Below are 25305 nucleotides of genomic sequence, written 5' to 3'. Positions count from 1 at the left end.
TAAGATCTAACGCCGGCAGGCGGCCCATTCGATCGCCTGAACCATGATCTGGCGGTATTCCGGAACTTTGCATGATGCGGCGTCATGGCCTAGTGCGAAATAGACGCAGCGGGCGTTGAAAAAATAGTGCGTCGCCAGCATCGGCTCCGCCACCGTTCGTCCAAAACGTTCTTCGTAGGCGGTCATGATGACGTTCATATCCGGACGCATGAGAAGGTTAAAATACAGTTCGTCGTTCGTCGTGAACGGTTTTACCCCTTCGAGAATGGGATGGGATTCGTCTTTGATATCCACGCGAAACTCGTGGTAGGGATTATGGGTCGATTTTCCCGAAACCCACATCGCGCCGAGAATATCGATGGAGTCGCGCCAATTCTGCACGTTGGCTACGCAAAAATGATTGGCCAACAATCCACCGCCTTCCTGCAGAAAACGGACGATTCCATCTTTAACGAAATCCGGCGGATTGCCGTTATCCACCTTAATTCTATTAATGGCCAATACGTCGTATTTCTTCAAATTCTCGTACCGCAGCGCCTCAATATCTTCTGTGGCGGTAATCGCGACGCTGGGATAATGTTCCTTGATATAGTCCAGCGTTTCTACCAGATTGTCTTCGTTATGCGTTCCCAATCCCATCATCAGGCATTTTACGGGCGGTCTATCGGCGGCTTGCCCGATAGCGGGAATCGTCAAGAAAGCGATTATTAAACCGATTAAGCAAGCTAAAAATATTTTCTGGATTCGCATGGATTTATCCTCCCAATTCCATTTCTTATTGAACCATCGTAGGCTTATTGTGCGGAAATCTTATAGATAGGCAAGGGAAAGAGCCGATTTGTCAGCGGGATGGAGTATATTTAGAATTGGACGAATAGAATCGACTGCGAGCCGGCTTTTCAACGAGATTTATCAGGCAAATTGCCGTGAATATTCCGTAGACATTTTTTCGGCGCATTCGGGGCAAATGCCGTGGGTGATGATCGCATCGGAATGGTCTTGGATATAATTTTCGAGTTGATTCCAATATCCCTTTTCGTCTCGAATTTTTTTGCAGGAAGCGCAAATAGGAAGCAACCCGCTCAAGGTCCTCACTTGAGTCAACGCTCCGCGCAGTTCCAGGATGAGTTTTTCCCGCTCTTCTCGGATTCTCTTCCGTTCCAATTCTTCCCGTTTGTTTTCCGATAATTCTTGACGTAGATGAATTAGTTCTTCGATGAGTTGTTCTTTAGTTTTTTCGGAATCCAGCATTAATCTTGCAATCTAGAAAAAACATAGTATTTAAAAAAAGCTATTCGCATTTCAAAAAAAAATCTTAAGTACTCCCCAAAAATCGGGAAGGATTATCTCTACCACATTCAAGACGAAGATTACCGAACCAGCCATTTTCCGTCGATGCGGATATTTCCCGAATTCCATTGCCCTCCCATGCGCACTATATCGCCGGAACTTTTCAGGCCGTTGCTCATATCGTATTGGGGAATGATGGTTCCAAAGGGAAATTGGTCGTTGTTCGTTACTTCTTCCATCAAGTCCGGGCCTGTAGAAATGATGAGATAAGCTTGATTCGGCCAGGCTTTGCTGGAACTGGTTGCATTGCCCGAACCGAATTCGAAAGTAGGATTTTTTTCCGCATTTTGCAGGGAGTGGGATTCAAAGGGATCGGCGGGAAGCGCGGATAAGTAAGGCGTAGGGGTAGTAAGACGAAACAAACCGCGTTGAGAAACATCGGAAGGCCAATCGTGGTCTTCCACGTACGAATTCCAATCCAGCATGTATTGTTCCAAGGCCGTGGAAGTTGCTTTCATATCCGCATGAATGCGGGCGATTTTGGCGCGCAACTGAGCGTTGAGAAAATTGGGGACCGCGATCGCCGCCAGAATGCCGATGATGGCTACAACGATAAGCAACTCGATTAAGGTAAAACCCTCCCGACGAGACAGACGCATGACAGATCATCCTTTGACAAGTAATGGATGGATATGACATATGAAATCATTGTTTGGATGGCGTTAGTATACCTAGTTAGTACCGGAAAAAATAGCCGTCTCGATTGAACTTCAATGAGGCGCCGATTTGATTTTTTCTAGCGTCTTTTCGAATAAATATTCTTCTCCCGGACGCAAGTCCTTGGCGATCGTCCAGGAGGAATAGCCTTTTTCCACGGGAATGACAATGATTTCCGCCCATCCCGCCCGTATGTTTTTCTGCTCGACGGGCGTTACCCCGATTTTCAACTGGCGTACATGGACATTGGCCTGACGGTCGCCCGTATCGAATTTCAAATCGACATAGCCGCGATCCGTCAATAGGCCCGAATCGTCGATGACGATGGGAAGCGAAAGAAATAGTTGAACGGTGATCATCAATGGCATGAGCGCGCGCAGTAGAATCGGCCTCAGAAGCCTGACGCAGGCGAAAGCGGCGAAGAGGTTGAGCGGAATCGACATCGTGGCGAACAAATCCCAATCGCGGGGCGGAACGGCTTTGACGGATGCCAGATACCAATCGCAATCCCTCAGTTGGTTGTAAAAAAGGATGCTCCACACCAATGACCAAAAGCAAAAATTGGCGAGAAAGGAAAGCCATCGATCCTGGAAAATCGCCCGCCGGTAAAATAGCAGAAAATAAATCCATAACGCTGCGCCGAATGGGGCCAGCCATAAATGAAACATCAACTTATCGTGGAGATGCCCCCACGAGAAGAACTCGTAAAGATACACTCCCGGATCGTAAGGGCCGTTAACCGGCGGCAAATGTTCGAATATCGGCTCCGAACGCAAACCGAAAAACGCTCGCAACGAGTAAAGCGCCAGCCACGGTATAAGCACGGGCAGCCCCGGCTTCAAGTAATCTTTCCAGGATTGGGGAATAAAGCGGAAATAGATCGGAATGGCGAGAAGAAAGGCGATGCGGTAATACATGAATTGCCGATGGAATAGAGCGATCGCTAGGAAAAGCGCTAAATAAACTGCGATTCGTTCCCATTCGTCCCGCCGGATAGAAAGTCGCTCGCCCTCTTGCCGCCGGGAAAGAAAAGGGATTATCAGCAGAGCGGGAAAATAAAAAACGCCGCTCAGATGAAAGCCCGCTGACAAGGCTATCGCTGCGCTCGCCCAGAAGGGATTCATGCCGTCGTGAATCGAGCGCCAGCTCCAATAAGCGCTCAACATCAAGAGCGCGCAGGTCCAGGAGTAGAATTCGATATGCCCGCAGAATATCTGAAAAATTAAAGACGTAGAGGGGAAAAGAAACAATACAGTTTGTTCGAAGATCGAAGAAGTAGACGCCCGCGCCAGCCGGAACAAAGCCCAGAAAAAGAGAACGCCCGCCAGGCACGAAGAAAGTGCGATGCAATCTTCCACCCACCATCCCCATAGGGAATTCAATATAAAGAAGAGCCAACGGTAAAGAACTAGCGAAAGCGTGGATCGGGAGAGAGAGATGGCGAACATCTGTTCGCCCACAGTCATCTTGCAGCAGAATTGACCGTCGCCTATGCCCAAATTCCAGGAACGAAGAAACCATGTCAGGGCAAATAATCCCATCAACAAGATTGATAAAGCAATTTTCCGCAGGATAGGATGGTTATTTCGCATAGCCGAAGGAATTTTCCAAATCGCAAATACCATTAAGCCGCCGCTTGCCGCGAATAATGAGGAATTGTCGGCGAAAATGGATTGAATTATGAGCCTCTTGCAAAACGCTATTATTCCTCCCCCAAGCCTGAGGGAGGTCAGGAGGGGGTTGTTTTAAGTCTAATAAAATCAACCCCCCTCTAACTCCCCCCAAACTTGGGGGGAGAATTAAAAGCGGATTTTATTAATTTTGCAAGAGCCTCTTATAAGATCATTATTGATTTGGATTATTATGGCAAGGGAAACGGTTTTTATAGAGGTGGATGGAGGAATTCCATAGAACGTGCTGGTTTTACGCCTTAAGTTCGTTGACAACGCCCCTGTTATGCCATTAGCCTATTCAAAGTAGAAGAGCCATCCTGGCTCTTTTTGGCTCTTTTTTTCGCCGATCAAGAAGCTGGAAGCCTCTTCTACTCTTTGATTCCATCACAGAGTAAAGGGTTGGAGGTTTTAGGGGAATGAAAAGAACGCTGCGTCATTCGATTCCTATTTTTTTATGCTTTATAGGCGCAATTTCGGCTTCCTCGGCCAGCGAAACCGCCGCTGTCTCGAATCGCTCTCCGGAAGCGGGAGAAGTCGCTTATTTCCCCGAAGACGGCGCCGTTGTCAAAGTGAATCCGCCGGGATTCGTCTGGCTTCCCGAAAAGGAGGCGGTTTCGTACATCCTGCAATGCTCCAGCCGCAATGATTTTTCTATTGTGGAATACGATAAAACGAGCCTGCTGCTTAATGTTCATTGTCCCGCGGCGGCATTGGATCCAGGCCGATGGTATTGGCGATACGCCTATGTCGCTGAAGATGGAACCATCGCCGGATGGAGCTTAGTACGCTCTTTTACTCTGGCGGAAGACGCCGTTGAGTTACCCCAACCGGCTCTGACTACTCTTTTGCGGCGGCTGCCCAAGCAACATCCCAAGTTGTTTCTGCGGCCCGAAGAAGCAAAGCCGTTTCGGGAAAACATCGCCAGCCAAAAACCCCAGTTATGGAACGATTTTATCCAACAAGCAGATCGGATGTTGGAAACGCCTATAACCGTCGATGAACCTGCGCCATATCCCGAAGGCCGCCGCTTCAGCGACAGCAAAGAGGATATCGACCTATGGCGCAAGAATACCGGCATTACCGTAAGGGCGGTGGAACACGCCGCCAACCTCGCCTTCGCCTATCTTCTTTCGGGGGAAGAGAAATATGGCGTCCGAGCGCGGGAATGGATGCTGGCGGTCTGTTCCTGGCCGCCGAATGGGACGACTTCTTACCGATATAACGATGAATGCGGAATGCCCATCCTCAGCCGCATCCCCCGCGCTTTTACATGGGCTTATAACGCATTAACGCCGCAGGATCGGGAGAAAATCGTCCAGTGTATGAAAATCCGAGGGGAAGAGGTTTACCATTATCTACGAGATTCCCGCCATCAAACCGTCCGCCCTTACGAAAGCCACGCCAACCGCGCTTGGCATTTCATGGGCGAGACGGCTATCGCTTTCATCGACGATATTCCCGAAGCGCAAGAGTGGTTGCAATACGCGATGGATATCTTCTTCAACGTCTACCCCGTATGGAACGACGACGACGGCGGATGGCATGAAGGAACGGCATATTGGGGATCTTACATCAACCGGATCACCTGGTGGATGGATATTCTGCGGGCGGGATTTGGCATCGATGGATTCAAGAAGCCGTACTTTAGCCATGCGGGAGATTTTCCTCTCTACGTAAATCCTCCCGGATCATCGTTCGGCGGCTTTTCCGACGGTTCCGATATGCACTTTCCCGCTTCCGACGCTCGCCTGATGAACGCCTTGGCCCGGCAGACGGGGAATCCTTATTGGATGTGGTATGCGGAACAAGCTGGGGATCGGTCGTCCGGCGATAAGCCGGATTATCAGGTTTTGTTGCGCGCCAATCTTCCTAATGTCACGGCGAAAGCCCCGGACGATCTCCCTTCTTCTAAAATTTTCCACGGCGTGGGCGTCGCATCGCTGCATTCCAACCTGGCGCAATCCGCATCGGACGTTCATTTTCTCTTCAAAAGCAGTCCTTTCGGCAGACAGAGCCACGGATTCAACGCCCAAAATTCGTTTGTCCTCAGCGTCTTCGGCAAGCCGGTTTTGCTCTGGTCGGGACATCGCGATTGGCATGGCAGCCCCCATCATACGCAATGGATGTGGGAGACGAAATCGGACAATTCCATAACGGTCGATGATGTTGGACAAATCAAACACAATTCGCGGGCGCGCGGGAAAATTTTCCAAGAACGTTTGGGCGAGGATGTGGATTACCTGGCGGGAGACGCGACGGAATCGTATGGCGGCAGGCTGAATAAATTCGTCCGGCGCGTATTCTTTGTCAAACCGGACGCGATCGTTATGGTAGACGAACTGGAAGCGCCGGAACCGGCGACATTTCAATTTTATCTCCATGCTAAGGAAGAATTTCTTATCAAAAATCCCAAGGAGATCGTCGCCAACAACGGCGAAAGTTCCGTACTCATCGCCTTTGCCACGCCTAGCGATTTGAAGATTACGCAAACATCGGAATTCGATCCTCCTCCGATAGGAATGGATCTGAAACAGTGGCATTTGAAAGCGGAGACGACGGAAAAACAAAAGGAAATGACTTTCATAACCTATATGAAAGCCTATCCGGCGGGAAAAGAAAAAAATATGCTGCTGGACGCCATGCAGCGCGGAAATCAGCATCTTTACGGTTTTTCGGATATCGATTTCCGGTTGGGCCTCGTCTTGAATCCCGGCGGCGAAAAATACACTATGTCGAAGATCGAAAACGACGCGAAAATTTTGCTGATAATAGAAAAAAAGGGAGAAGCAAGGGAAAGCAGCGCGCTGGCCGTGGAAGCGAAATATTACCGCGCTTTCGAAAAAACATTACTCGATAAATATGACCGGGAAATCTTGTTTGTTTCTTCCAGCGATTTGAAAGAAGAGAAAAAAGAGTAGGTGAACGAAAGATCATCCCAGCCTTGAAAGGCAGGGCTATTAACAAATGCCCCTTTAAAGGGGCAAACGGTAATAGCCTGCCGTTTCAACGGCGGGTTAAGGAAGGGATTTCTTTTTCGTGTTTTTTCTTTTTCATTTCGCGTTTTCGTGATTCAATACGATACGAAAACATCTCCATCTTGTTTTTCATCATGCGTAACATGAGTTATTATGTTGATGAGGTGAACGATGCGATCCATCTTACGATTTAAATAGGAGTAAGAATTTCTTTTTAAAACTATTCCTTTTCCTATGCGTCTTCCGTTATGATAAGGAAAGACATTTTCATCCGTGGTTGATCCATGAAACGTCCGATTCGCCTAATATTTCCCTTACTCCTGGCGGTTGCGTCTCTGAGCCATTGTTCCGGCCCTATGCCCGGATCGCTCGAGGGCGTAGTTCAGTTGGAAAATCGCGCTGACTGTGAAGGCGTGCAGGTGATTCTTCCCGGAACCCAATTCCGCGCCATAACCGGCCAATCCGGCGCTTTCGTCATAACGGGAATCCCGCCGGGCGCCTATACCTACCTCATTGAAAACGAGGGGTATGTCGAGCATCGGGGAAATGTGGATATTCCCGCAAGGTCTAAAGTCTCCATCGGCTCGTTGACGCTCATGGAGAAAATCGTTCCCGCAGGGCAGATCACGGGTTTCGTTACGCTGCAAGGCGAATCGATTCATGAGGGGATTTTGGTCATTTTGGAAGGGACTCCGTTTTCGGTTACGACCAATACGACCGGTTTGTATCACATCGAGAATATCCCTCCGGCAAAATATAGATTAGTGGCGGTCAAGGAGAATCTACTTCCGGTTTATAAGGATGGCGTGGAAGTGAACGCTGGCGCCGAAACCCATGTCCCACCCATCGTTTTATCGTCTGCCGTTTCTCTTCCCACTCCCATTCCCGAACCGCCGATGCTGGGAGATTACGTTATTAAAGGCGTCGCGTTTCTCGATGGCGAATCCAGCCATGCGGGAATCAAGGCGGCGTTGGAAGATATACCCGAAAAATACGCCATCACCGACGCCTCCGGCGAATTTAAGATTACGGGAATGGACGCCGTCGCCCGCAGCCTGATTCTAACCTGCACCGGCTTTTTGCCGGAAACCCTTTTCAACGCCGTCCCTTCTCCAGCGACGGCGGCGCAGTCGGTGGGCTTCGTCAGTTTGCAGCGGGAATTCTCTCCTGCTGGCATTGGCGTTCTTCAGGGAAGGGTGTACCTCAGCGGCGGAACCGATCATTCCAATACCATTGTCGCGCTGACGGGAATTTCTCTTTCCGTATCCACCGACGCCAATGGGCGTTATATGTTCGTGGGGATTCCCGCCGGAGAGTATTCGCTGACGGCGAAACACCCCGGCTATGCCGACGGGACGCTGTCGAACGTGAGCATCCAGCCGTCAAGAGTTGCGCAAGCGGAGGATTTAGTACTCGCTCTTTCCAATGAGCCGGAAGAGAAGGGAAAAGGCATTATAGAAGGATCGGCGCTATTGGAAGACGCGTCGGATCACGGGGGAATTACGGTCGCCATCCAGGGAACCGCTTTCACCGCCGTTACGGGAAAGGATGGCGAATACCGATTTACGGAAGTCCCCTTCGGCGCTTATACGATTATTTTCTCGAAGGGAGAGTATAAGAACGAATATCTGGAAGGCGTTCTGGTATTAGCGGGAAAGACTATGCAACTCGATCCCGTGGTTTTGAAAAGAGACATCGAACCGCCCTATGTAGTCGATACGTTTCCCCGCGACGGCGCCCGCCGCATTCCTGTCGATCGTTTTATCGACATCGTCGTCCGTTTCAGCGAACGGATGGAAGGCGAGTCGGTGAAAAGCGCCGTTCTTATCGATCCTCCCGTCTCTTTCGACGCCTTTTTCGATCGCGAGAGCGAAATCTCCAATTCCGACATCCTGCATCTACGGCTCTATCAGGACGCGCCTATGCCCATACGCTTGAAGACGCGTTATACCATCACGCTGACGATGAATGCGCAAACGCCCAAAAAAGTATCTCTAGCGCAGCCGTTTACTTTCTCCTTCACCACGGACGGCCCGCTCATCGTGCGCACTTTCCCCGAAGAGGGAACCAATGGCGTCATTCTCGGCCTGGAGCAGAATATGATGCTTGAGACCAACTCCCCCGTCGATCCCGTAAGTTTCGAGCGGGCGCTTCGCTTCCGGCCTAACGCCGATTCCCAGCCTTTGTTTCAATTCATCCCCAACGGATCGGGAACGCGGATCGTCATGAACGTCATTTTAAAGCCGAATACCAGCTATCACGTTCAACTCGACAACAACCTGAGAACCATCGACCGCCAGCGATTCAGCAATACGCCCTATACGCTATCTTTCCGGACTGGGGGAGCGGGACAGGACGCCAATGGGCCGAATCGCCCTATGTCACCCCGGCGGCGGTGATTTGGATTTAAGGCGCCACGCCGCCTAAGCAGGATTGACGGATTATACTGGGATTACTATAATTAAGTTTCTCTGGATGAGTGCAGGCGGCTGTTCATACGCCATTATCCATTAGTTAAAATCTTAAAAGAAAAGGTTGTGATAAACTTGGTAGCAGTCGAAGTCAAAGATGAAGAAGATATTCAGACGGCGCTGAAGCGTTTCAAGCGGAAATGCATCAAAGAAAGCATTCCTCAAGACATCCGCAAAAACGCTTATTACGAAAAACCCAGCGTTCGCAAGCGGAAAAAACATCTTAAGGCTGTCAAACGGCTTAAGAAAAATAAAATGAGATTCTAACCGTTTTCGCCTGCCCTCACTAGAGAATCAGGGAATGGGGTACGATTCCCGAAACGTAATAAAGGGAGGAACGCCAGATGTTCTTCCCTTTTTCTTTTGGGTGGGCGAGTCGGGGAGAAGGGGGCTTTGCGGATTAGGACAAGCGCCGTTATACTCTCTTTTCAAGAACGATCTTGCTTGCTTAGCGCCCGCCATATCCCTATCAAGCGGTCAAAAATTAGAATGATTTTTAAGGATCAATGCGATTATGGAAATCGAAAAACGGTACGACGCTTCGGCTTCGCGGGAAAAATGGTATAAGTTTTGGGAAGAGAACGGCTTATTCAAAGCGAATCCCCATAGCGGAAAGAAAGCCTTTTCTATCGTCATTCCACCTCCCAACGTAACGGGAAAACTCCATATCGGCCATGCGTTGAATAACTCGCTTCAAGACATCGTCTGCCGCTGGAAACGGATGGAGGGAGAAGAAGTCCTGTGGATGCCAGGCACCGATCATGCGGGCATCGCTACCCAAAACGTCGTGGAGAAGCAACTGGCCAAGGAAGGATTGACTCGGCACGATTTGGGCCGGGAAAAACTGTTGGAGCGCATCTGGACCTGGAAGCAGGAATACGGCGACGCCATTATCCATCAGTTGAAATATCTCGGTTCGTCCTGCGACTGGTCCCGCGCGCGGTTCACGATGGACGAAGGCTGTTCCCGCGCCGTGCGCGAGGTTTTCGTCCGCCTATACGAAGACGGCTATCTTTATCGGGGAAAGTATCTCGTCAACTGGTGCCCCCGTTGCCATACCACCCTATCCGACGACGAAGTGGATTATTCCGACGCCAACGGGGCTTTTTATTATATCAAGTATAAATTGGCGGACGGTTCCGGCGCTCTTTCCATCGCGACAACCCGCCCCGAAACCCTGTTGGGCGATACGGCCGTGGCCGTGCATCCCGAAGACGAGCGCTATCGCTTTCTCATTGGCAAAAAAGTTGAACTTCCCTTGCTGAAGCGCGTCATTCCCATTATCGCCGACGCCTATGTCGACCGCGAGTTTGGAACAGGAGCGCTAAAGATTACTCCCGGTCACGACATCAACGACTTCGAAGTCGGCAAACGGCATCATTTGGAAGAAATCAATATTTTTAACGAAGACGCCACCATCAACGCCAACGGCGGCCCTTATGCCGGTCTCGACCGCTACGAAGCCCGCAAGCGCGTCATTCAAGATTTGAAGATGCAGGGATTGTTGGAAAAAACCGAAGAAATCCAGCACCGCATCGGCGGCTGCTACCGCTGCGACACTGTCGTGGAGCCGTATTTATCAGAACAGTGGTTCGTGAGAATGAAGCCATTAATGGAAAAACCGCTGCAAGCCGTGCGCGAAGGCCGCACCAAGTTTATCCCCAAGTCGTGGGAGAATACGTACTTCTCTTGGGTGGAAAACGTGCGCGACTGGCCGGTCTCGCGCCAGATTTGGTGGGGGCATCGTCTGCCAGTCTGGTATTGCGGCAATTGCGGCGAGCTCACTGTCTCCCGCAAAGATCCAACGATTTGCTCCCATTGCGACAGCCCGCACATCCGCCAGGACGAAGACGTGCTCGACACATGGTTTTCTTCCGCATTGTGGCCGTTTTCCACGATGGGCTGGCCGGACAAAACGCCCGATTTGGAAAAATTCTATCCCACCAGCGTGCTGGTAACCGCCCACGACATCATCTATTTTTGGGTGGCGCGCATGATCATGATGGGATTGTATATTATGAAAGAAGTTCCCTTCAGCGACGTATACATCACCGCTTTAGTACGCGACGCGCAAGGTAAGAAGATGTCCAAATCGCTGGGCAACGCCATCGATCCCATCGACGTGATCGATAAGTATGGCGTCGATTCGGTGCGCTTCACCCTCGCCATCATGGCCGCCCAGGGACGCAATATCAACCTGGCGGAAGAGCGCATCGAAGGCTATCGCAATTTCACCAACAAAATCTGGAACGCCGCCCGCCTCATCCTAGCCTCTTTGGAGGAGGGCGAAACGCTTCCTTCCGCTATTCCGGAAGAACGCCTGGAATGGGCGGACCGTTGGATTCTCTCACGATTGCAGCGCGCCGCCGCCGCCGCCCGCAAGGGGATGGAGGAATATAAATTCAACGAATCGTCCGAAGCGCTGTATCAATTCGTATGGCACGAGTACTGCGATTGGTACTTGGAGTTGATTAAACCCCGCCTTTACGGCGAAGACGCCGAAGCCAAGCGAGTTGTGAAGCGTATAGCATTGCAGGTTCTGGAAAACGCACTGCGTCTGCTGCATCCGTTCATGCCGTTCATTACCGAAGAACTATGGCAAATCCTCAAAGGTTTGGGCGTCCCCAAAGAAGAAACGATCAGCGTCTCCTGCGCGGCCTATCCGCAAGCGGACGAACGGAAAATCGACGCCGCGCTGGAAGCGGAAGCGAATAAGTTTCAGCAAGTGGTTTACACGATTCGCAATATACGCGGCGAGTTGAATTTCCCGCCTTCGACCGTGGCTAAGGTGGAGTTCAAGACGCAGAACGGCGAAGACGAGCGCTTCTTGCGCCACTACTATCCCCATATTGTTCCCTTGTGCAAAGTCCATTCCGATCTTACGGCGTCCCGCGATCTCAAGCCCCATCCCGCGTCGTCCATCGGTATCGTAGACGGCTGCGAAATCCGCGTCCATTGGCCGGATGAAGTGCAGCAGAAAGAGATGGAGCGCTTAAAGAAACAGATCGAACAGTTGAATAAAAGCGTCGCCAGCCGCGAGAAAAAACTCTCCAACGCCAATTTCGCCGATAAAGCGCCCAAAGAAGTCGTCGATCAGGAGCGCGAACGATTCGAGAGAGAAAAATCGGATTGCGAAAGGCTGACGAAGCAGCTGGCGCTGCTCGCGGAAGTGGAATAAATTTTCTTCGCGGATTTAGGATTGCATAAGCAAGTAGCAAGCAAGTAGGGTGGGCTAAAAGTGAAGCGTAGCCCACCCTATTTACTCCCTCGACGCATATTAGTTCACTCTACCGAATATACAAATTGCAGAATAGGCTCAAAGCGAAGCGTAGCCATTATTCTTTTCCCCATCATTTCTCCCAATTATTATTAAAAATATTTTTAATAATATTGCCGATAAGGCTTGTTTTATTTTTTTTTTCTTCATTATTATTATCTAAATAATATCCTATTCGGACAAGAGGCGTTAGACATGAGAATGGTTCAACGATTTCTGCTTGCCGGTTCGCTTTTGCCTCTCTTGATCTATGGGGGATTAGCGAAAGCGGCGCAAATGTACGAAGGCCCCATTTCCGCCGATTTTCGCGAATGGGCGCGCAACGCCGTAGAAAAATCCAACGACGCCGAGGCCGTAAATAAGGCGCTGGACGATCTAGTGAAATATTCCAACACGCCGGACGAGAATTCCCAAGCGCTGGCGTCGGTAGAAGCGCTGCTGGGGAATGTGGACGCGAATTCCTACCTCTTCAGCCAGGCATCCTTGACCAAGGCCAAGTTTCTCAAGCGGCTAGGACGCGGCGGCGAAGCCATTGCCATCTTCAACGACGGCATCGCTCGCCATTGGAAAAACGCACTGCTGCGCTATTCCGAAAGCCTGATCGAAAGCGGAGAACTGGCCGACGCCTGCACACTCGAATACCGCCGCGTCGTCGCCGAAGAGCCGTATGCGTTCTACCGCGGCGAGCAGGAGGACTTTTTCATCTTCATCACGCTGTTGAATATGATGAAGAAAGACAACGCCGGAGCAAAGGCGATGGAGTTGGTCTATCCTCAATTACAACCATCCGCCAAGCATCCGCAAGCGCAGAAGATCGCGCAAGCGCTCTGTTTGGCGAACGATGGGAGTTACGCCGAAGCCGTAAACGCGCTGCAAGAGGCTGACGCCGAGTTGGCGCAGGGACGCGAGACGCGGGAAGACAAGAGCCTGGACGAATACCGCAATGTTCCGCTCTATCTTACCTATGACAGGTTTGGAATGGGCGATTCGATTGCGGCAGGGGAGGATTTCGCCGAATTCATGAAGCGCAACGCCGGCGATTGGAAGTATATTTACCATCGCGCCATGCGAGCCGTTCGCGATCTGGCAATGGATGTGCATCACGACCTATCTAAGGCGCAAGTAATAACCAAGCAGTTGCTAAACAGCGACATGATTATGAACGAAGAGATCAAGGCGCAGTTCTCTGACAGCGACATCGCCGGACTCTACGATATGCACCATCAAAGTTTTGCTTGGGGCGGAGAATTGGATAAAGCCGCTGAAATCTGCAAGATCGTTATGGATAATTACTTTCCTCAAACTTTGGCAGGCGCCGACTGCGCGATGAACTGGGCGCGCTACATCTCCAGTCACGATAAAAAAGTCGACGAAGCGGAACAAATTCTGCTTAGAATTTTGGAACAATCGCCATTTCCCGAAATCCGCCCTTGGACATATCATAGTTTGGCGGAAATCGCATTCAGTAAAAAGCAGCCGTATATCGCGCTCAACTATATTTCCGAAGTCCTGAACCTAGTACCAAAAGACGCCAAAGGCGCGGTAATCCGCTGCCGTGAAATTACCCTTGAACTGAAGGACGAAATCCTTAAGTTATTAGCCAATTCGCGGAAATCTCCATAGAAGAGAAAAGAATATTATAGCAAAATTATCTTAAGACAAACGGGAAGTGATTTCCTTCTTTTCCGTTGTGATATTGTTAGGAATAATGATTGCCTGGATTTTTATGATGCAGGTTGACGATAATCCTCGTATGATGGCGTATGCGACGGGAGCGAATCCCACGCCTACACCGACGTTTACTCCATTGCCTACTGTCACATGCACTCAGTATACGAATAACTGTCAAACCACTGCAACAGCTTATTTTTTTGTAGAAGGAATTGGATTAAGATCTTTTTCAGTAAGCTATTCAATAAAATATCATAGATGCAGCGATGGATTTGCTGAATTTCGTCCACAAAGCGACAACTGTTTTGGATCAATATCGCCATCCGGTCAGGAAGCAGTATGTGGATGGGGAGTATACTTAACTTTACGTACGTCAGGTACTCTTACTAGTTGGTTTGGTCCATCGGCAATTCCGCAATATACTGGAGGCGGGATTGGTTCGCCAGGCACATATTCAGTATCTGGGGTTCCGACAATATTTGCATGCGGACCTTTACCCAGTGAAGTATTTTTTGACAGTGTTTCGGTTGTCATTCGGTTAGCTGATGGCCATATCGGCTCAGCCGCTACCGCAGGAGCCGATTGCGTAATTAATCTATAATTTTAAAGGGATAACCATGAATACAAAGAGGAAAACTATATTAATCCTTGTTCTCCTACTTTTAGTTGTTGTAATTGTATTGTTTATAACAGACAACAATAAACCGATAACGGATCAAAACGATCCGAACCGCATAGAAAGCGAAGATAATATCCATCATTATGAATATACACAACAAAATGATAATAATGCTGGGTATAAGCTAGATTTAGATTTCATTCTAAGTATACTAACAGAGGTAAAACGATACTTAATCGCTAATCATAATATTCGCGTTACAACTGATGAAATCAGAAATTATTTGCGCAAAGAAATCGGTCCAACTATAACTCCTAAATTCCTTGATGAAACTCAAAAATTTGGAATCGCGATGATAGCGGCTTCAGAAAATGTTTTGCATGGAACGATGACGGCTAAACAAGCGGCCGAACACTTTTTATCGGAATATGGATCGATAGATTCTTACATAGAAATATTAGCGACTCAATCCACTCAGGAACGTATCGATGAGATGATAAGAATGTTTCCCGACGATAAAGAAGCCATGATAGAAAAAAGCCTAAAAGGGCATCGCGTAATCCTTGAGGAGAGAAAACTAGCGGATATTGTTTTATCGGACGAACTGAAACCAGATCGCAATGCGCAGTGGAGTACGGATCTGAATAAATGGGTGTTCAATTACTCGAAAGAACATTTAATCAAGCAGTATCCCGAATTGAAGAATTGCGACTTTCAAATCGTTTTTCCCCCAATGCCGCTTCCTCCGGAATCAATGGAAAGTCGTCCAGGAACTGGCGTTCCGCCGGGACCGAGAATTAACAATAGTACCAATAGCATATTGAGGCCGATGGAGAGATAAACCTAGAACGAAGAATGGCGAGTAGGTTGAGTTATCGAAATTGTTAAATTAAGAAGAAAAAGATGGGGTGAAAAACTCGCCCCATTGTTTTTTTAGTAGGCTAGGTGCGGATGTATCGACTTAGAAGTGTAAGGTCTTTTTTATCGACAGATAAAAACTGGGAAAAATATTAGAATGTTTTTCCAAATTTGTAGGAGAAGGTCAAAAGCGGCGTAAATGTTCGAATCCCCCATCTCCCCCGATTTTCGCGACTTGGCGCTCAACGCCGTGGAGAAATCCAACGACGCCGAGGCCGTGAATAAGGCACTGGACGATCTGGCGAAATACTTCAACGCAGCGGACGAGAATTCTCAGGCGCAGGCGGCGGCGAATAAGACGGATCGTTTCAATCCAGCGTCGGTCACGGATGAATTCTCCTGGGCGAAGCGTCTCCGCATGAATCAAGGGATATGAAAATGAATGAATTTATCGTAAAGAGGCGTCATTCGCACATCGTACGTAAAGATGTTTTTATCGTCCGTAGGAATCTCCCGCCTTTCCAATAAGCCGAAATCTTTCAAAGAGTATAGAATTCGGCTGCTGATTTGGCTGTAAAAATGATCGAAAAATTCATAGACGGGAGCATGTTCTCTTACGATGGGCAGTACGATCTTGGGCGCTAGTTCGTCCGTATCGATCCAGTCCTTCGCCTCTTGGGGTATCCTCCACAGGGAATAAGCGATCGTATGTTGCAGCGGTTCGTTGGGCGCCAAACGATCGCGATAGGCTAAATTGAATTTATGGAAATGGGCTATAAAAAGCTTTAAGTAAAGTTTCCCCGCTTGATCGTCCGCCAGATATTTCTTTCCTTTATGGGTAATATTGAAGATAGATTTGCTTTTTCTTAAGATTCCCGAAAAAGTGAGAAGAAGCCTTGGGATATGCAGCGGAAAAACGTCCCTCTCGTTGATAACTTTATTATAACGATGGAGATCGTCGAGAAATTCCGGCGGCAAATCCAACCGTTCGAGCATTTGGGAAACGAACTGCCGGTTCAGATTTCCCGACGACGTGGCTTTTACGTTTCCCCCTTCTTCTTGAATAGCTGAAAGCAATAGGCGGGCGTCTTGGAAGATCGGCGCATCTTGCAGATCTTCCAAACGTAAATCGTCGTTGAATCGAATGGGGCCGTCGGGCGAATCCCAATCGGCGTGGATTAATAGATAGACTTGGTGGGGCGAAAGGCCGCCCGCTTCCGGCAACGGCTTCCGGTTTTGCGCATCGATGATTTCCCCGACTCTTTGCTTGAATTCATCTTCATCTTTGCATTGTCCGCTTCGAAGGAGATCGACGATGGCTTTCGCCGTCTCCGGCGGGAAAATACGGCTCAGGTCTTGATAGGCTAATTCGTCTTTCAGCGATTGTTCTCCTTTTGGAGGAGAATGTTCTTCTGCGAACTGCTCGTCGAGAATATCCTGGATTTTAGAAAAAATTTTATCCCAGCGTTTTTTTATCCGTTTATCCTGGCAATGGTTAGCCTCGATGGCGATGCAGCCCGCCAATTCGTCGAGATCGTCCAGAGGGAGCCGGATTACGGTTTGGCCGTCCGACGGCGCGGCGAAGCGGATTTTCTTGTCCATCTCATCCGAAAGAGATGCCTTATCCAAAATTAGGCTTCTTTCGCTATTAGTGAGAAGTAAATCGTATACTTGTTTGGTTGCGCCGGATGATCGAATCATGCTTTTGGACGCCTCCCCTCTTTCAAAGACATCGAAATTGTTTTTTTGTTCCCTATGGATTTACCATGAGTGGTATACCATGTAAACGATACGGCGTACGATTTTCTCGTCGTTTATCGTTTCGCGACGATTTATGGAAGCGTAATTACGCCTCATCATGAGATTCGATCTCATGAAGAGATTGGAGGATATCCATCGGCGGCGAGCTGTCGTCGAGTTGTTCGATCCGCTCAATCCGATGAGAATCCAAAGCGTATTTCTTTTTTAATCTGGTTTTATATGCGTCTTTGAAAACCAGAAGGAGTTCCTCCAATTCGAAAGGTTTAGGAAGATAGCGGAAAGCGCCGAGCCGGGCGCATTCCTCCGCGAAACCCTGCGAACCATGACCGGTTAGAATGACGATCTCCAAATCCTTTTGTTCTTTTTTCAGGATTTTTAAAACCTCATCCCCCCACATGCCGGACATTTTTAAATCGAGCAACGCCAGATCGAAACGGTTTTGACGGGCGGCTTCGATGGCTAGCCGTCCATTTTCCGCCTGATGAACTTCGAATCCGCGCATTTCGAGCCGTTTCGCTAGAGTGTGAAGAAATTTTGTTTCGTCATCGACTAGAAGCAGCCGGATCGCTTTGGACATGCTGCAAGCTCCTCCGTCTTATCGTTTTTGGATACGCCTTTATATTGAACATGGATGTCATTTTCTTATAATTTTGCCGGCTTTCCTATCCCTTTCCCTTGCCTCCCCCCGTCCGCTGCTTCTGCGCCGGCTCGTAAAAAAACTCCGAGGGAATACCGGAGAAGCGGCCTCCCATCAAACGGTTGCGGTACCAATCGGATAGCAGAGCTTGAACTGGCTTGTTTTGGGGAGTGTAGCCCGTATCGCTCGGGCCGCCCGCGTTGGGATTGGTCTCCCAATTCCACCAATAAAAGCCATAGAACCAATCCCGCGCCGTCAGAACCTCCAATGCGGCGGAGTAGCAATCCACTTGTTCTTGCAGGTCGACTTTGGCGGGATCGTCTTGCTGCCAGTCCCACGGTTGGCGGCTAGCGCCGTCGAAACTGCGATAGCCGATCTCGGTAAAGAGAACCGGGCGATCCGGCCATACGCGGTTGCGCCAGGATTCGATCTTGTCCGCTTGTTTTTTCCACGCCGACGTCAATTCCGCAAGCGTGGGATTATCCTGGCTGGAGAGCGCGTAATAAGCGTCGATGCCGATATAGTCCACAGCGTCCCACCAGTAAATGTTTTGTTCGTTGCCGTGATTGGAAGCGTAGGTGATAGGTCCGGGATAGACGGCGCGCACGGAATCGGCGATGCGCCGCCAATACGGCGCCCAGGTTTTGTAGCGGGCGGCTTCGACGAACTCGCAGCCGATGCAAAATATCTCCACGCCGTTGTCTGCCGCGAATTTCGCCCAATCGGCGATATAGGCTTCGTAGGCGTCGAACCAGGCGTCGCTGGGTTTTATCGTTCCGCACCATTCACCGTTGCGCAAACCCACCATCGGCTTGAGGAGTACTTTGATTCCCGCCGCATGGAGATCGGCGATCGCTTTGACGGTTGAGGGACGCGAAGCGGAATAGCGGTTCGGGTCTTCCGTAATAACGGAGGAATTTTCGTTGTCCTGGAACCAGAAGACGCAGAGCGCCGCCCATTCCACGCCGATTTCGCGCATGGCGGCGATGGATTGGGATGATTTCGTCAATGAGAGGACGTTCCAACTCCACGCGGGGTAGGACATGCCTTTCTGAAAGACGGGAGATGTCCAGACGGGAGAGATAAGTAGGAACGATACGAATGAACAGAAAAAGATCCGGCGCATGATTCCGCCTCCTCGTTCGATTCCAAAGTCCATCTAGCGCGTTATCTTCAATAATGATAAGGTGGCCTGCGAAATGGGCGAATCGCCCTTTTCGTTTTTCTTGAAAACAACAAGCCGTTTAACAAGAATCATTATAATAAATCCCAATAGGAAAGGGGAGGCGCTTTGATCTTCGGCGGTTTTCGCGATTTGTATTCCAAGGATAAAATCGGCGCGTTTTATCTTTCTCTGCGATATTTTATTCTCCTCCTTTTGTTCCTCAGCATTCTCTGTCTGCCTTACCGCGTGAATCAGGACTGCGCCATCTTTTTGCAATGCGGCATGAATTTGCTCGAGGGGAAAAAGCCATATATCGACTTCGTGGATATCAATCCTCCGCTGATCATGTATTTGAATATCGTTCCGGCTGGCGCGGCGCAGCTTCTTCACCTGCACATTTTCCCCGTGTTTCAAATTCTCGTTCTTGGCTTTGTATCTTTATCGGCATCGCTCGTAAGCCGCATTCTCCGCGCCTCCGACGCCATACCCCGGCGAACCGTAGAGGCGATCGCCGCCATGCTCGCCGCCAGCGTCTTATACAGTTACTTGCGCTGCGATTTTGGCCAGCGGGAACATCTCTTCATCCTGGCTTATCTTCCTTATTTCTGTTTTCGATTCGCTCAAAGCGAAGGCAGAAAAATTTCGCCGCCATTATGTTATTCCTTGACGGCCGCCGCCGCGATTTTCGCCTGCGTCAAGCCGCATTTTCTTTTAGCGATGGCGATGACCGAAGGCTTCTTTATGCTGCGCAGCCGCAAATTCATTACAGCGCAGAATCTCACTGCCGCTGCTTGCGCCGGGGCATATGCGCTGCATTTTCTGTTCTTGCCGCAAGACGTGTTCGATAGTTTTTTTCATCGCTATATCCCGCTGACGATAAAGGGTTACGAAGCCTATAACGTAACCTACGCCAATATGTTGAGCGATTATCTATTCTTGGGGATTGCTTTCATCGTTATCGCGACCCTTACGGCGGCTTATTGTTGGCGGCCGCGCTATAAAAACGCCGTTTATGCCTTGTCTCTATTCGCAGGCGCGTCGCTGGCGATGTTTTTGCAGCAGAAGAAGGGATTTCATTATCACCTGATTCCAGCTTTATATGGCGCGGCGATGCTATCCGTTGGGCTGGTGGAGATGATAGCGCAATGGCTTTCCGCTTCCGCGGCGCGCCGACGAATCGTTTCCGCGCTGCTTCTCGCTCCCGCTGCGCTTTGTCTCTTTCTAGCGGGCTATTGGCTGCTGCGGCTACCGGGCTATTCCTGGCAGCCGATAAGCGGCGAGACGCGCCAAGTGTTGGAAACCTATAGCCGCCCCGGCGACGCCGTCTTCAACGCCGTGCGCCTGGTGGAGCCGGGCTTTTCCGTGTTGACGGAACTAAACCGCCGCCCCGTTTGCCGATACTTCACGCTATGGCCGCCCAGTTTGATCCAGCATCTTTACGAGAAAGGTGATCCCTCGGCGTCTGTGGAGGAAGAACGTTTTTTAAAGGAAATTACGGAGGAGACGAGAAAGTCGAAACCTGTTTTGGTTTGGTCGGACAAGGGAAATTTCGAGTATTTATCCCAAAAGGATTTTTTTAAAAATCTCTATGGGAATTATCGAACGTTGTTCGTCGAACATTACGTCTTTGTGATTCCAAAAAGAAATTAAATCCAATTCCTTGAGCCTCTTGCAAAACTATATTATTCCTCCCCCAAGCTTGGGGGAGGTTAGGAGGGGGTTGAGATAAGTCTAACAAATTCAACCCCCCTCTAACTCCCCCCAAGCTTGGGGGGAGAATTGAAAAGAAAATTATACAATTTTTGCAAGAATCTAATTCCTTATCCTGAGAATCCTTTCATCCTGGGAATCGTGATTCAGACAAATTACCCTCTTCGCCGCCCGGCGTTTTTTCCGGTTCGGGAAGGGCGGCGTCGATGGCGCTTTCGATGAAATATTTGGGGCGGCCTCTCGCCTCGTCCAAAGCGCGCCAGAGGTATTCGCCCAACACGCCCATCATCAACATTTGCATTCCTCCCAACACTAATATCACGACCATTAAAGACGACCAGCCGGGGACGGGACGTCCGATTATGGGATTCAATATGATGACGGCGGCGTAAAGGATGCCGAGAAACGAAATTAAAAATCCGAGGCAGGACATGAGACGGATGGGAAGGTAGGTGAACGAGGTGATGGAATCGACCAGGAGTTTCAACTTTTTCTCCAAGTTCCAATGCGAATGCCCATGCAGGCGAGGCTGCTTATCGTAGTAGATGGTTTTTTGTTGATAGCCGATCCAGGAGATCAAAGGCAGCAGGCTGACGTTGATCTCTTTCACGCGGCGCAACGCACGCACGACGCATTGATCGAGCAGAAAGAAATCGGCGCCCATCGCGGGCATTTGGCGCAGGCCGACGAAGCGGCGCATGATCCAATAATAGAGGCGCGAGAAAAGAATGGTGCTGGATTTTTCGCCCAACCGGCGGTTGCGGGCGGCCCAAACGACTTGCGCGCCTTGCTTCCATTCCTCTACCAGGCGCGGGATGGTTTCCGGCGGGTCTTGCAGATCGGCGGCCAAGACGATGACGGCGCGACCCCGCGCGCGCTCGAATCCGCACTGGATGGCGACGAACGAACCGCAGTTGCGGGAAAGGCGCACGGCGCGGATGTTGTCATGCTTCCCGGCGAGCGCGGATATCGCGGCGTAGGTTCCATCGGAAGAATGATCGTCGACGACCAGCCATTCCCACGGCAGGTTTAACGAATCCAGAATCGGCTGCAAGCGCTCGTAGAGAACCGGCAGGTTTTTTTCTTCGTTATACGTGGGAACGATGACGGTGAGTTCGGGCATTTTTATCCTCTATTAAAGGCGTCTGGGCGGCGAGGGCAAGGTTGTTTTTGCTTTTGATCTACCCATATTACTTTACTCACGTTACGCATTTCCATTCCCTCAACCTCTGGGAGAGGGGTAGGGTGATGGGTGTTAAGTTCAATCAAATCAACCCTCACCTAACCTCTCCCAATCTTGGGAGAGGAATTGTAAAAACGGCAAATTCCTTGAAAAATAACCTACCTGCGTAACATGAGTTACTTCATCTTGAGTTCGATCAATTTTTCCAAACCGGCGCGGATCGAGGTTTGGGGATGATAGTCCAAAAGGCGGGAGGTCTCCGCAAACGCTCCCGCGTGCCTTTGAATGCAGGGAACATCTTTGCTCGTTATAATCGGTTTTTTATTCATGATCGATCCGATCATGTCGGCCAATTGGCGCAGGGATAAATAATCCGGGCCGCCAAAATGAAATATGCCGCTCATTCCTTTTTCCACGGCGAGACAAACGCCCTGCGCCAAATCCTCCACCCAAACCGGATTGAGCCGAATCCCCTCCGCGCCTTCGACGGCGATCTCGCGCCCTTCCGCGATCCAACGAATCATCTGGTTGATAAGAAAGCGGTCGCCGCCGGGACCGTAAGGATGATAGAAGCGCAGGATGGAAGAAGTAAGATGGGATTGATAAAAACGGGCGAAAAGTTCGGCGCAGGCTTTCGCCGTTCCGTAAAACGTATCCGGCTGGTAGAGAAAATCGTCTTCCGCCGCCGGCTGTTCCCGCGAACCCAGAACATCGCCGGTGGAGGCGATCAATACCCGCTGGACGCCGCGCCTATAGGCTTCTTGATAAAGCCGATGCACGGAAGCGACCGTAGTTTCGAAGAGAGCGGGAACTGCATCGGGAAAAGCGAAATGGCCGCAAGGGATAGCCAGATGCAAGATTGCATCCAAACCGTCCCATTCTATTTGAGGAAGAGGCTCTTCCGTCGCGTCCCATTTGATCCATTGCAATTGGGGATGGGCGGGAAGATCGGGCATAAGAATATGCGCGGCGGCGATGACGCGATGCCCCCGGCGGATCAACGCCTGCGTGGTAGGCAGCCCAACGAAGCCGGAAGCCCCGGTTACGAGAATACGCAGGGGCGAAGGAGATGGGAAGTCTGGATTCGTACTATTGGAAATGGCCATTGGATTTATCAATTCTTAATTTTCAATTCTTAATTCTTAATTTTAAAAAAACCTCCCAAAGAACGTTTTTAATTCAAAATCCAAAATCTAAAATTCAAAATCAAACACTGCGTCTTGCCTTTGCCACCCAACCGTTTAATGATTGAGTGATTGGATAGTCTTCGCCAATTCGGCGTAATCGCCGCAGACGGCGTCTGCTTTGCTATTGGCGCTTCCCCGATCCTTGATGGCCGTAAACAAAACGGCGCGGGCGCCTACGGCGTGGGGGCCGTCAACGTCGTTCTGCTCGCGGTCGCCGATATGGACGATTTCGTTCAACTGTACGCCCAATCCCGCCGCCGCTTTTTCGAACATGGCGGGATTTGGTTTCGAGCATCCAGCCTCGTCCGAAAATACGAAGGCGTCGAAATAGTGCAGCAGATTTCCCCCTTCCAACAGCTGGCGCAGCGCCCGCCCGGGGCTGAATATGGCGTCTGAAATTACGCCCAGTTTGTATTTCTTCTTCAATTCGGCGATGGCGTCATGGACGCCCGGCGCAAAATCGGGGCGAAATTCCAATTCCATATCTTCATGCAAACGGATTAGTTCCGCCAATTCCGCTTCGGGCAATTCCCGCTTCACTCCCTTCAATACGACGGAGAGCCGTTCCCGCACCGTCCAGGTATAGGACATCTCATGCCAGACTTTGCTGAAGGCGGCGTCGGCTGCGTTATAGGCGGCGTTCACTAAGTCCCACGATATCGGTTCATGCTTTTGCAAGAATTGATGGACCAGGTTGCGGCGTTCGATCAATTTTGTCGGCCTTCCCGCCTGCATGCGTTTCGGCTCGTCCGTGTCGTCAGCGAAGACAGTGTCCCAAAGATCGAATGTGATAGCTTTGATGGATGGCTTCATAGTTTCCTTTTCCAGCGTTTTTTCAAGTATGTTTTTATCGGTAAGAATAACGAAAATATGTACTCACATTCCCCAAAAGAAACAACCCCCGCCGCGCAAGACAGGGGTTGAAAAGTAGAAGAGCCATCTTGGCTCTTTCTATCTCCACTCAAGAGGCTGGAAGCCTCTTCCACGCTTCCCCTCAAGGGCGTTCGCCGCGCGCCAATCGCGCATTGATCGCATCGATCAACGGCGGAACGTCAGATATGGAATCGACGACGTAATGCGCTCCTGCTTGCGCCATGCGATCGTAGGCGCGTTTCCGTTTTCTTTCCAGTACTTTAGGATCCAACGCTTTGATCTCGGCTTCCGTCAATCCCAATTCGTTGCCGGTCATGGCCAATCCGATCGACCACATTCCTGCATTCAGCCCTTCGTAAATGTCCGGAATCGTATCGCCCACTTTGACGCAGGATTCGAAAGGATAGATTTGCATATCCATCGCGTTCTTGACGCACATCCAAGGAGAAGGGCGCCCAGCCGGAACCTGCGTCGCGCAAACGGTGGCGTCGGGTACGTAACCGCGCTTCTTGGCTTCTGCTTGCAGCAAATCCATCATTTCTTGGGTGTAGCCAGTGGTAGAGCCGATTTTCAAACCGCGTTTCCGGAAATCCGCGACGGCTTCCAGCGTTCCCGGAATCAAGTCCGCGTAATCCGCCAGACATTTCAACTGCAAGGGAATGAAATCCGCAAACATCTTGTCGATGTCCTCTTCCGTGCAAGCCCGCCCGTATTTCTCTCGCCATTTCTTAGCCACGGCGTCGATTTGCGAAATCTCCTTAATATGCACTCGCTTATGCGCCCCCATCGGCTCGCGCGCCTGTTCGATGGTGATGTCGATCCCCGCGCGTTTGTACACTTCGATGAAAACCACCGCAGGGGCGAAGCAGCCGTAATCCATCGTCGTGCCCGCCCAGTCCAATAACACGGCTTTTACTGGTCCGCGATAAGAACGTTGAAAATAAAATTCCATACTGGTCTCCTCTATATTTGATTGAATATATCACCATTACATTTGAGGTTCTTGCAAAAATGGTTTAATTTTCTTTTCAATTCTCCCCCCTAGTTTGGGGGGAGTTAGAGGGGGGTTGATTTTGTTAGACTTAAGGCAACCCCCCTCCTAACCTCCCCCAGGCTTGGGGGAGGAATTATAGAGTTTTTGCAAGAGGCTCTATAGTTATGGATATCCTTAAGATGAGTCAGAGACGCTTCTGTCCAATGAACTCTAATTCTGGCAGTCCATATTTTGCGCGAACCTC

General features: G+C 50.0%; 19 protein-coding genes. 8 read left to right on the top strand and 11 right to left on the bottom strand.

The features are described from left to right. Nucleotides 1-6 precede the first annotated feature (6 nt). From AB1656_16915 to AB1656_16900, 4 genes are all read right to left on the bottom strand, one after another. Nucleotides 7-750 carry a ThuA domain-containing protein gene (locus AB1656_16915; GenBank protein ID MEW6237068.1) on the bottom strand — a complete coding sequence of 248 codons (744 nt, stop codon included), beginning with the start codon at nucleotides 748-750 and terminating at the stop codon, nucleotides 7-9. Nucleotides 751-912: 162 nt separating this feature from the next. Beyond that, nucleotides 913-1251 carry a hypothetical protein gene (locus AB1656_16910; GenBank protein MEW6237067.1) on the bottom strand — a complete coding sequence of 113 codons (339 nt, stop codon included), beginning with the start codon at nucleotides 1249-1251 and terminating at the stop codon, nucleotides 913-915. Nucleotides 1252-1370: 119 nt separating this feature from the next. Further along, on the bottom strand, nucleotides 1371-1949 hold the full coding sequence (locus AB1656_16905; GenBank protein MEW6237066.1) for a prepilin-type N-terminal cleavage/methylation domain-containing protein: 579 nt from the start codon (nucleotides 1947-1949) through the stop codon (nucleotides 1371-1373). 111 nt (nucleotides 1950-2060) lie between these two features. Then, a complete protein-coding gene (locus tag AB1656_16900; GenBank protein MEW6237065.1) occupies nucleotides 2061-3599 on the bottom strand; it encodes a hypothetical protein in 1539 nt (512 codons plus the stop codon). A 497-nt stretch (nucleotides 3600-4096) separates the two neighbouring features. Between AB1656_16900 and AB1656_16895 the strand changes: the two genes are divergently transcribed. The 7 genes from AB1656_16895 to AB1656_16865 all read left to right on the top strand — a co-directional run bounded on the left by AB1656_16895 (nucleotide 4097) and on the right by AB1656_16865 (nucleotide 15987). Beyond that, nucleotides 4097-6598, top strand: a complete 2502-nt coding sequence (locus AB1656_16895) for a DUF4962 domain-containing protein (protein ID MEW6237064.1) — start codon at nucleotides 4097-4099, stop codon at nucleotides 6596-6598. A gap of 341 nt (nucleotides 6599-6939) precedes the next feature. Beyond that, nucleotides 6940-9054 carry a carboxypeptidase regulatory-like domain-containing protein gene (locus tag AB1656_16890; protein MEW6237063.1) on the top strand — a complete coding sequence of 705 codons (2115 nt, stop codon included), beginning with the start codon at nucleotides 6940-6942 and terminating at the stop codon, nucleotides 9052-9054. 147 nt (nucleotides 9055-9201) lie between these two features. After that, entirely contained in the window at nucleotides 9202-9393 is a 192-nt protein-coding gene (rpsU, locus tag AB1656_16885) for a 30S ribosomal protein S21 (protein ID MEW6237062.1), read from the top strand. 247 nt (nucleotides 9394-9640) lie between these two features. Continuing rightward, entirely contained in the window at nucleotides 9641-12304 is a 2664-nt protein-coding gene (locus AB1656_16880; GenBank protein ID MEW6237061.1) for a valine--tRNA ligase, read from the top strand. A gap of 294 nt (nucleotides 12305-12598) precedes the next feature. Next, nucleotides 12599-14026: a hypothetical protein gene (locus tag AB1656_16875; protein ID MEW6237060.1), complete on the top strand. Its 1428-nt coding sequence runs from the start codon at nucleotides 12599-12601 to the stop codon at nucleotides 14024-14026. 665 nt (nucleotides 14027-14691) lie between these two features. Further along, complete coding sequence (locus AB1656_16870) at nucleotides 14692-15534, top strand: hypothetical protein (protein ID MEW6237059.1); 843 nt, start codon at nucleotides 14692-14694, stop codon at nucleotides 15532-15534. A gap of 216 nt (nucleotides 15535-15750) precedes the next feature. Then, nucleotides 15751-15987, top strand: a complete 237-nt coding sequence (locus tag AB1656_16865) for a hypothetical protein (protein ID MEW6237058.1) — start codon at nucleotides 15751-15753, stop codon at nucleotides 15985-15987. Here the strand turns inward: AB1656_16865 and AB1656_16860 are convergent. The 3 genes from AB1656_16860 to AB1656_16850 form a co-directional block, all read right to left on the bottom strand. Continuing rightward, nucleotides 15975-17252, bottom strand: coding sequence for a hypothetical protein (locus AB1656_16860; GenBank protein ID MEW6237057.1), 1278 nt, complete (start codon nucleotides 17250-17252; stop codon nucleotides 15975-15977). The genes AB1656_16865 and AB1656_16860 overlap by 13 nt on opposite strands. 145 nt (nucleotides 17253-17397) lie before the next feature. Next, nucleotides 17398-17889, bottom strand: a complete 492-nt coding sequence (locus AB1656_16855) for a response regulator (protein MEW6237056.1) — start codon at nucleotides 17887-17889, stop codon at nucleotides 17398-17400. An 85-nt stretch (nucleotides 17890-17974) separates the two neighbouring features. Continuing rightward, nucleotides 17975-19075, bottom strand: coding sequence for a hypothetical protein (locus AB1656_16850; GenBank protein ID MEW6237055.1), 1101 nt, complete (start codon nucleotides 19073-19075; stop codon nucleotides 17975-17977). A 165-nt stretch (nucleotides 19076-19240) separates the two neighbouring features. Here AB1656_16850 and AB1656_16845 point away from each other — a divergent pair, with 165 nt between their 5' ends. Beyond that, entirely contained in the window at nucleotides 19241-20764 is a 1524-nt protein-coding gene (locus tag AB1656_16845) for a hypothetical protein (protein ID MEW6237054.1), read from the top strand. Nucleotides 20765-20951: 187 nt separating this feature from the next. On the opposite strand, the gene AB1656_16840 is transcribed toward AB1656_16845, so the two are convergent. From AB1656_16840 to phnX, 4 genes are all read right to left on the bottom strand, one after another. Next, nucleotides 20952-21947, bottom strand: coding sequence for a glycosyltransferase family 2 protein (locus AB1656_16840; protein MEW6237053.1), 996 nt, complete (start codon nucleotides 21945-21947; stop codon nucleotides 20952-20954). Between the two features lie 236 nt (nucleotides 21948-22183). After that, nucleotides 22184-23113, bottom strand: coding sequence for an NAD(P)-dependent oxidoreductase (locus AB1656_16835; protein ID MEW6237052.1), 930 nt, complete (start codon nucleotides 23111-23113; stop codon nucleotides 22184-22186). Nucleotides 23114-23248: 135 nt separating this feature from the next. Continuing rightward, a complete protein-coding gene (locus AB1656_16830; GenBank protein ID MEW6237051.1) occupies nucleotides 23249-24007 on the bottom strand; it encodes an HAD family hydrolase in 759 nt (252 codons plus the stop codon). Between the two features lie 181 nt (nucleotides 24008-24188). Beyond that, entirely contained in the window at nucleotides 24189-25019 is an 831-nt protein-coding gene (gene phnX, locus AB1656_16825; protein ID MEW6237050.1) for a phosphonoacetaldehyde hydrolase, read from the bottom strand. Nucleotides 25020-25305 lie beyond the last annotated feature (286 nt).

It is taken from the genome of Candidatus Omnitrophota bacterium, assembly GCA_040755155.1.
GTDB lineage: Bacteria > Hinthialibacterota > Hinthialibacteria > Hinthialibacterales > Hinthialibacteraceae > JBFMBP01.
Note: the sequence above shows the minus strand (reverse complement) of the source record. Positions and strands in the feature narration are given on the sequence as shown.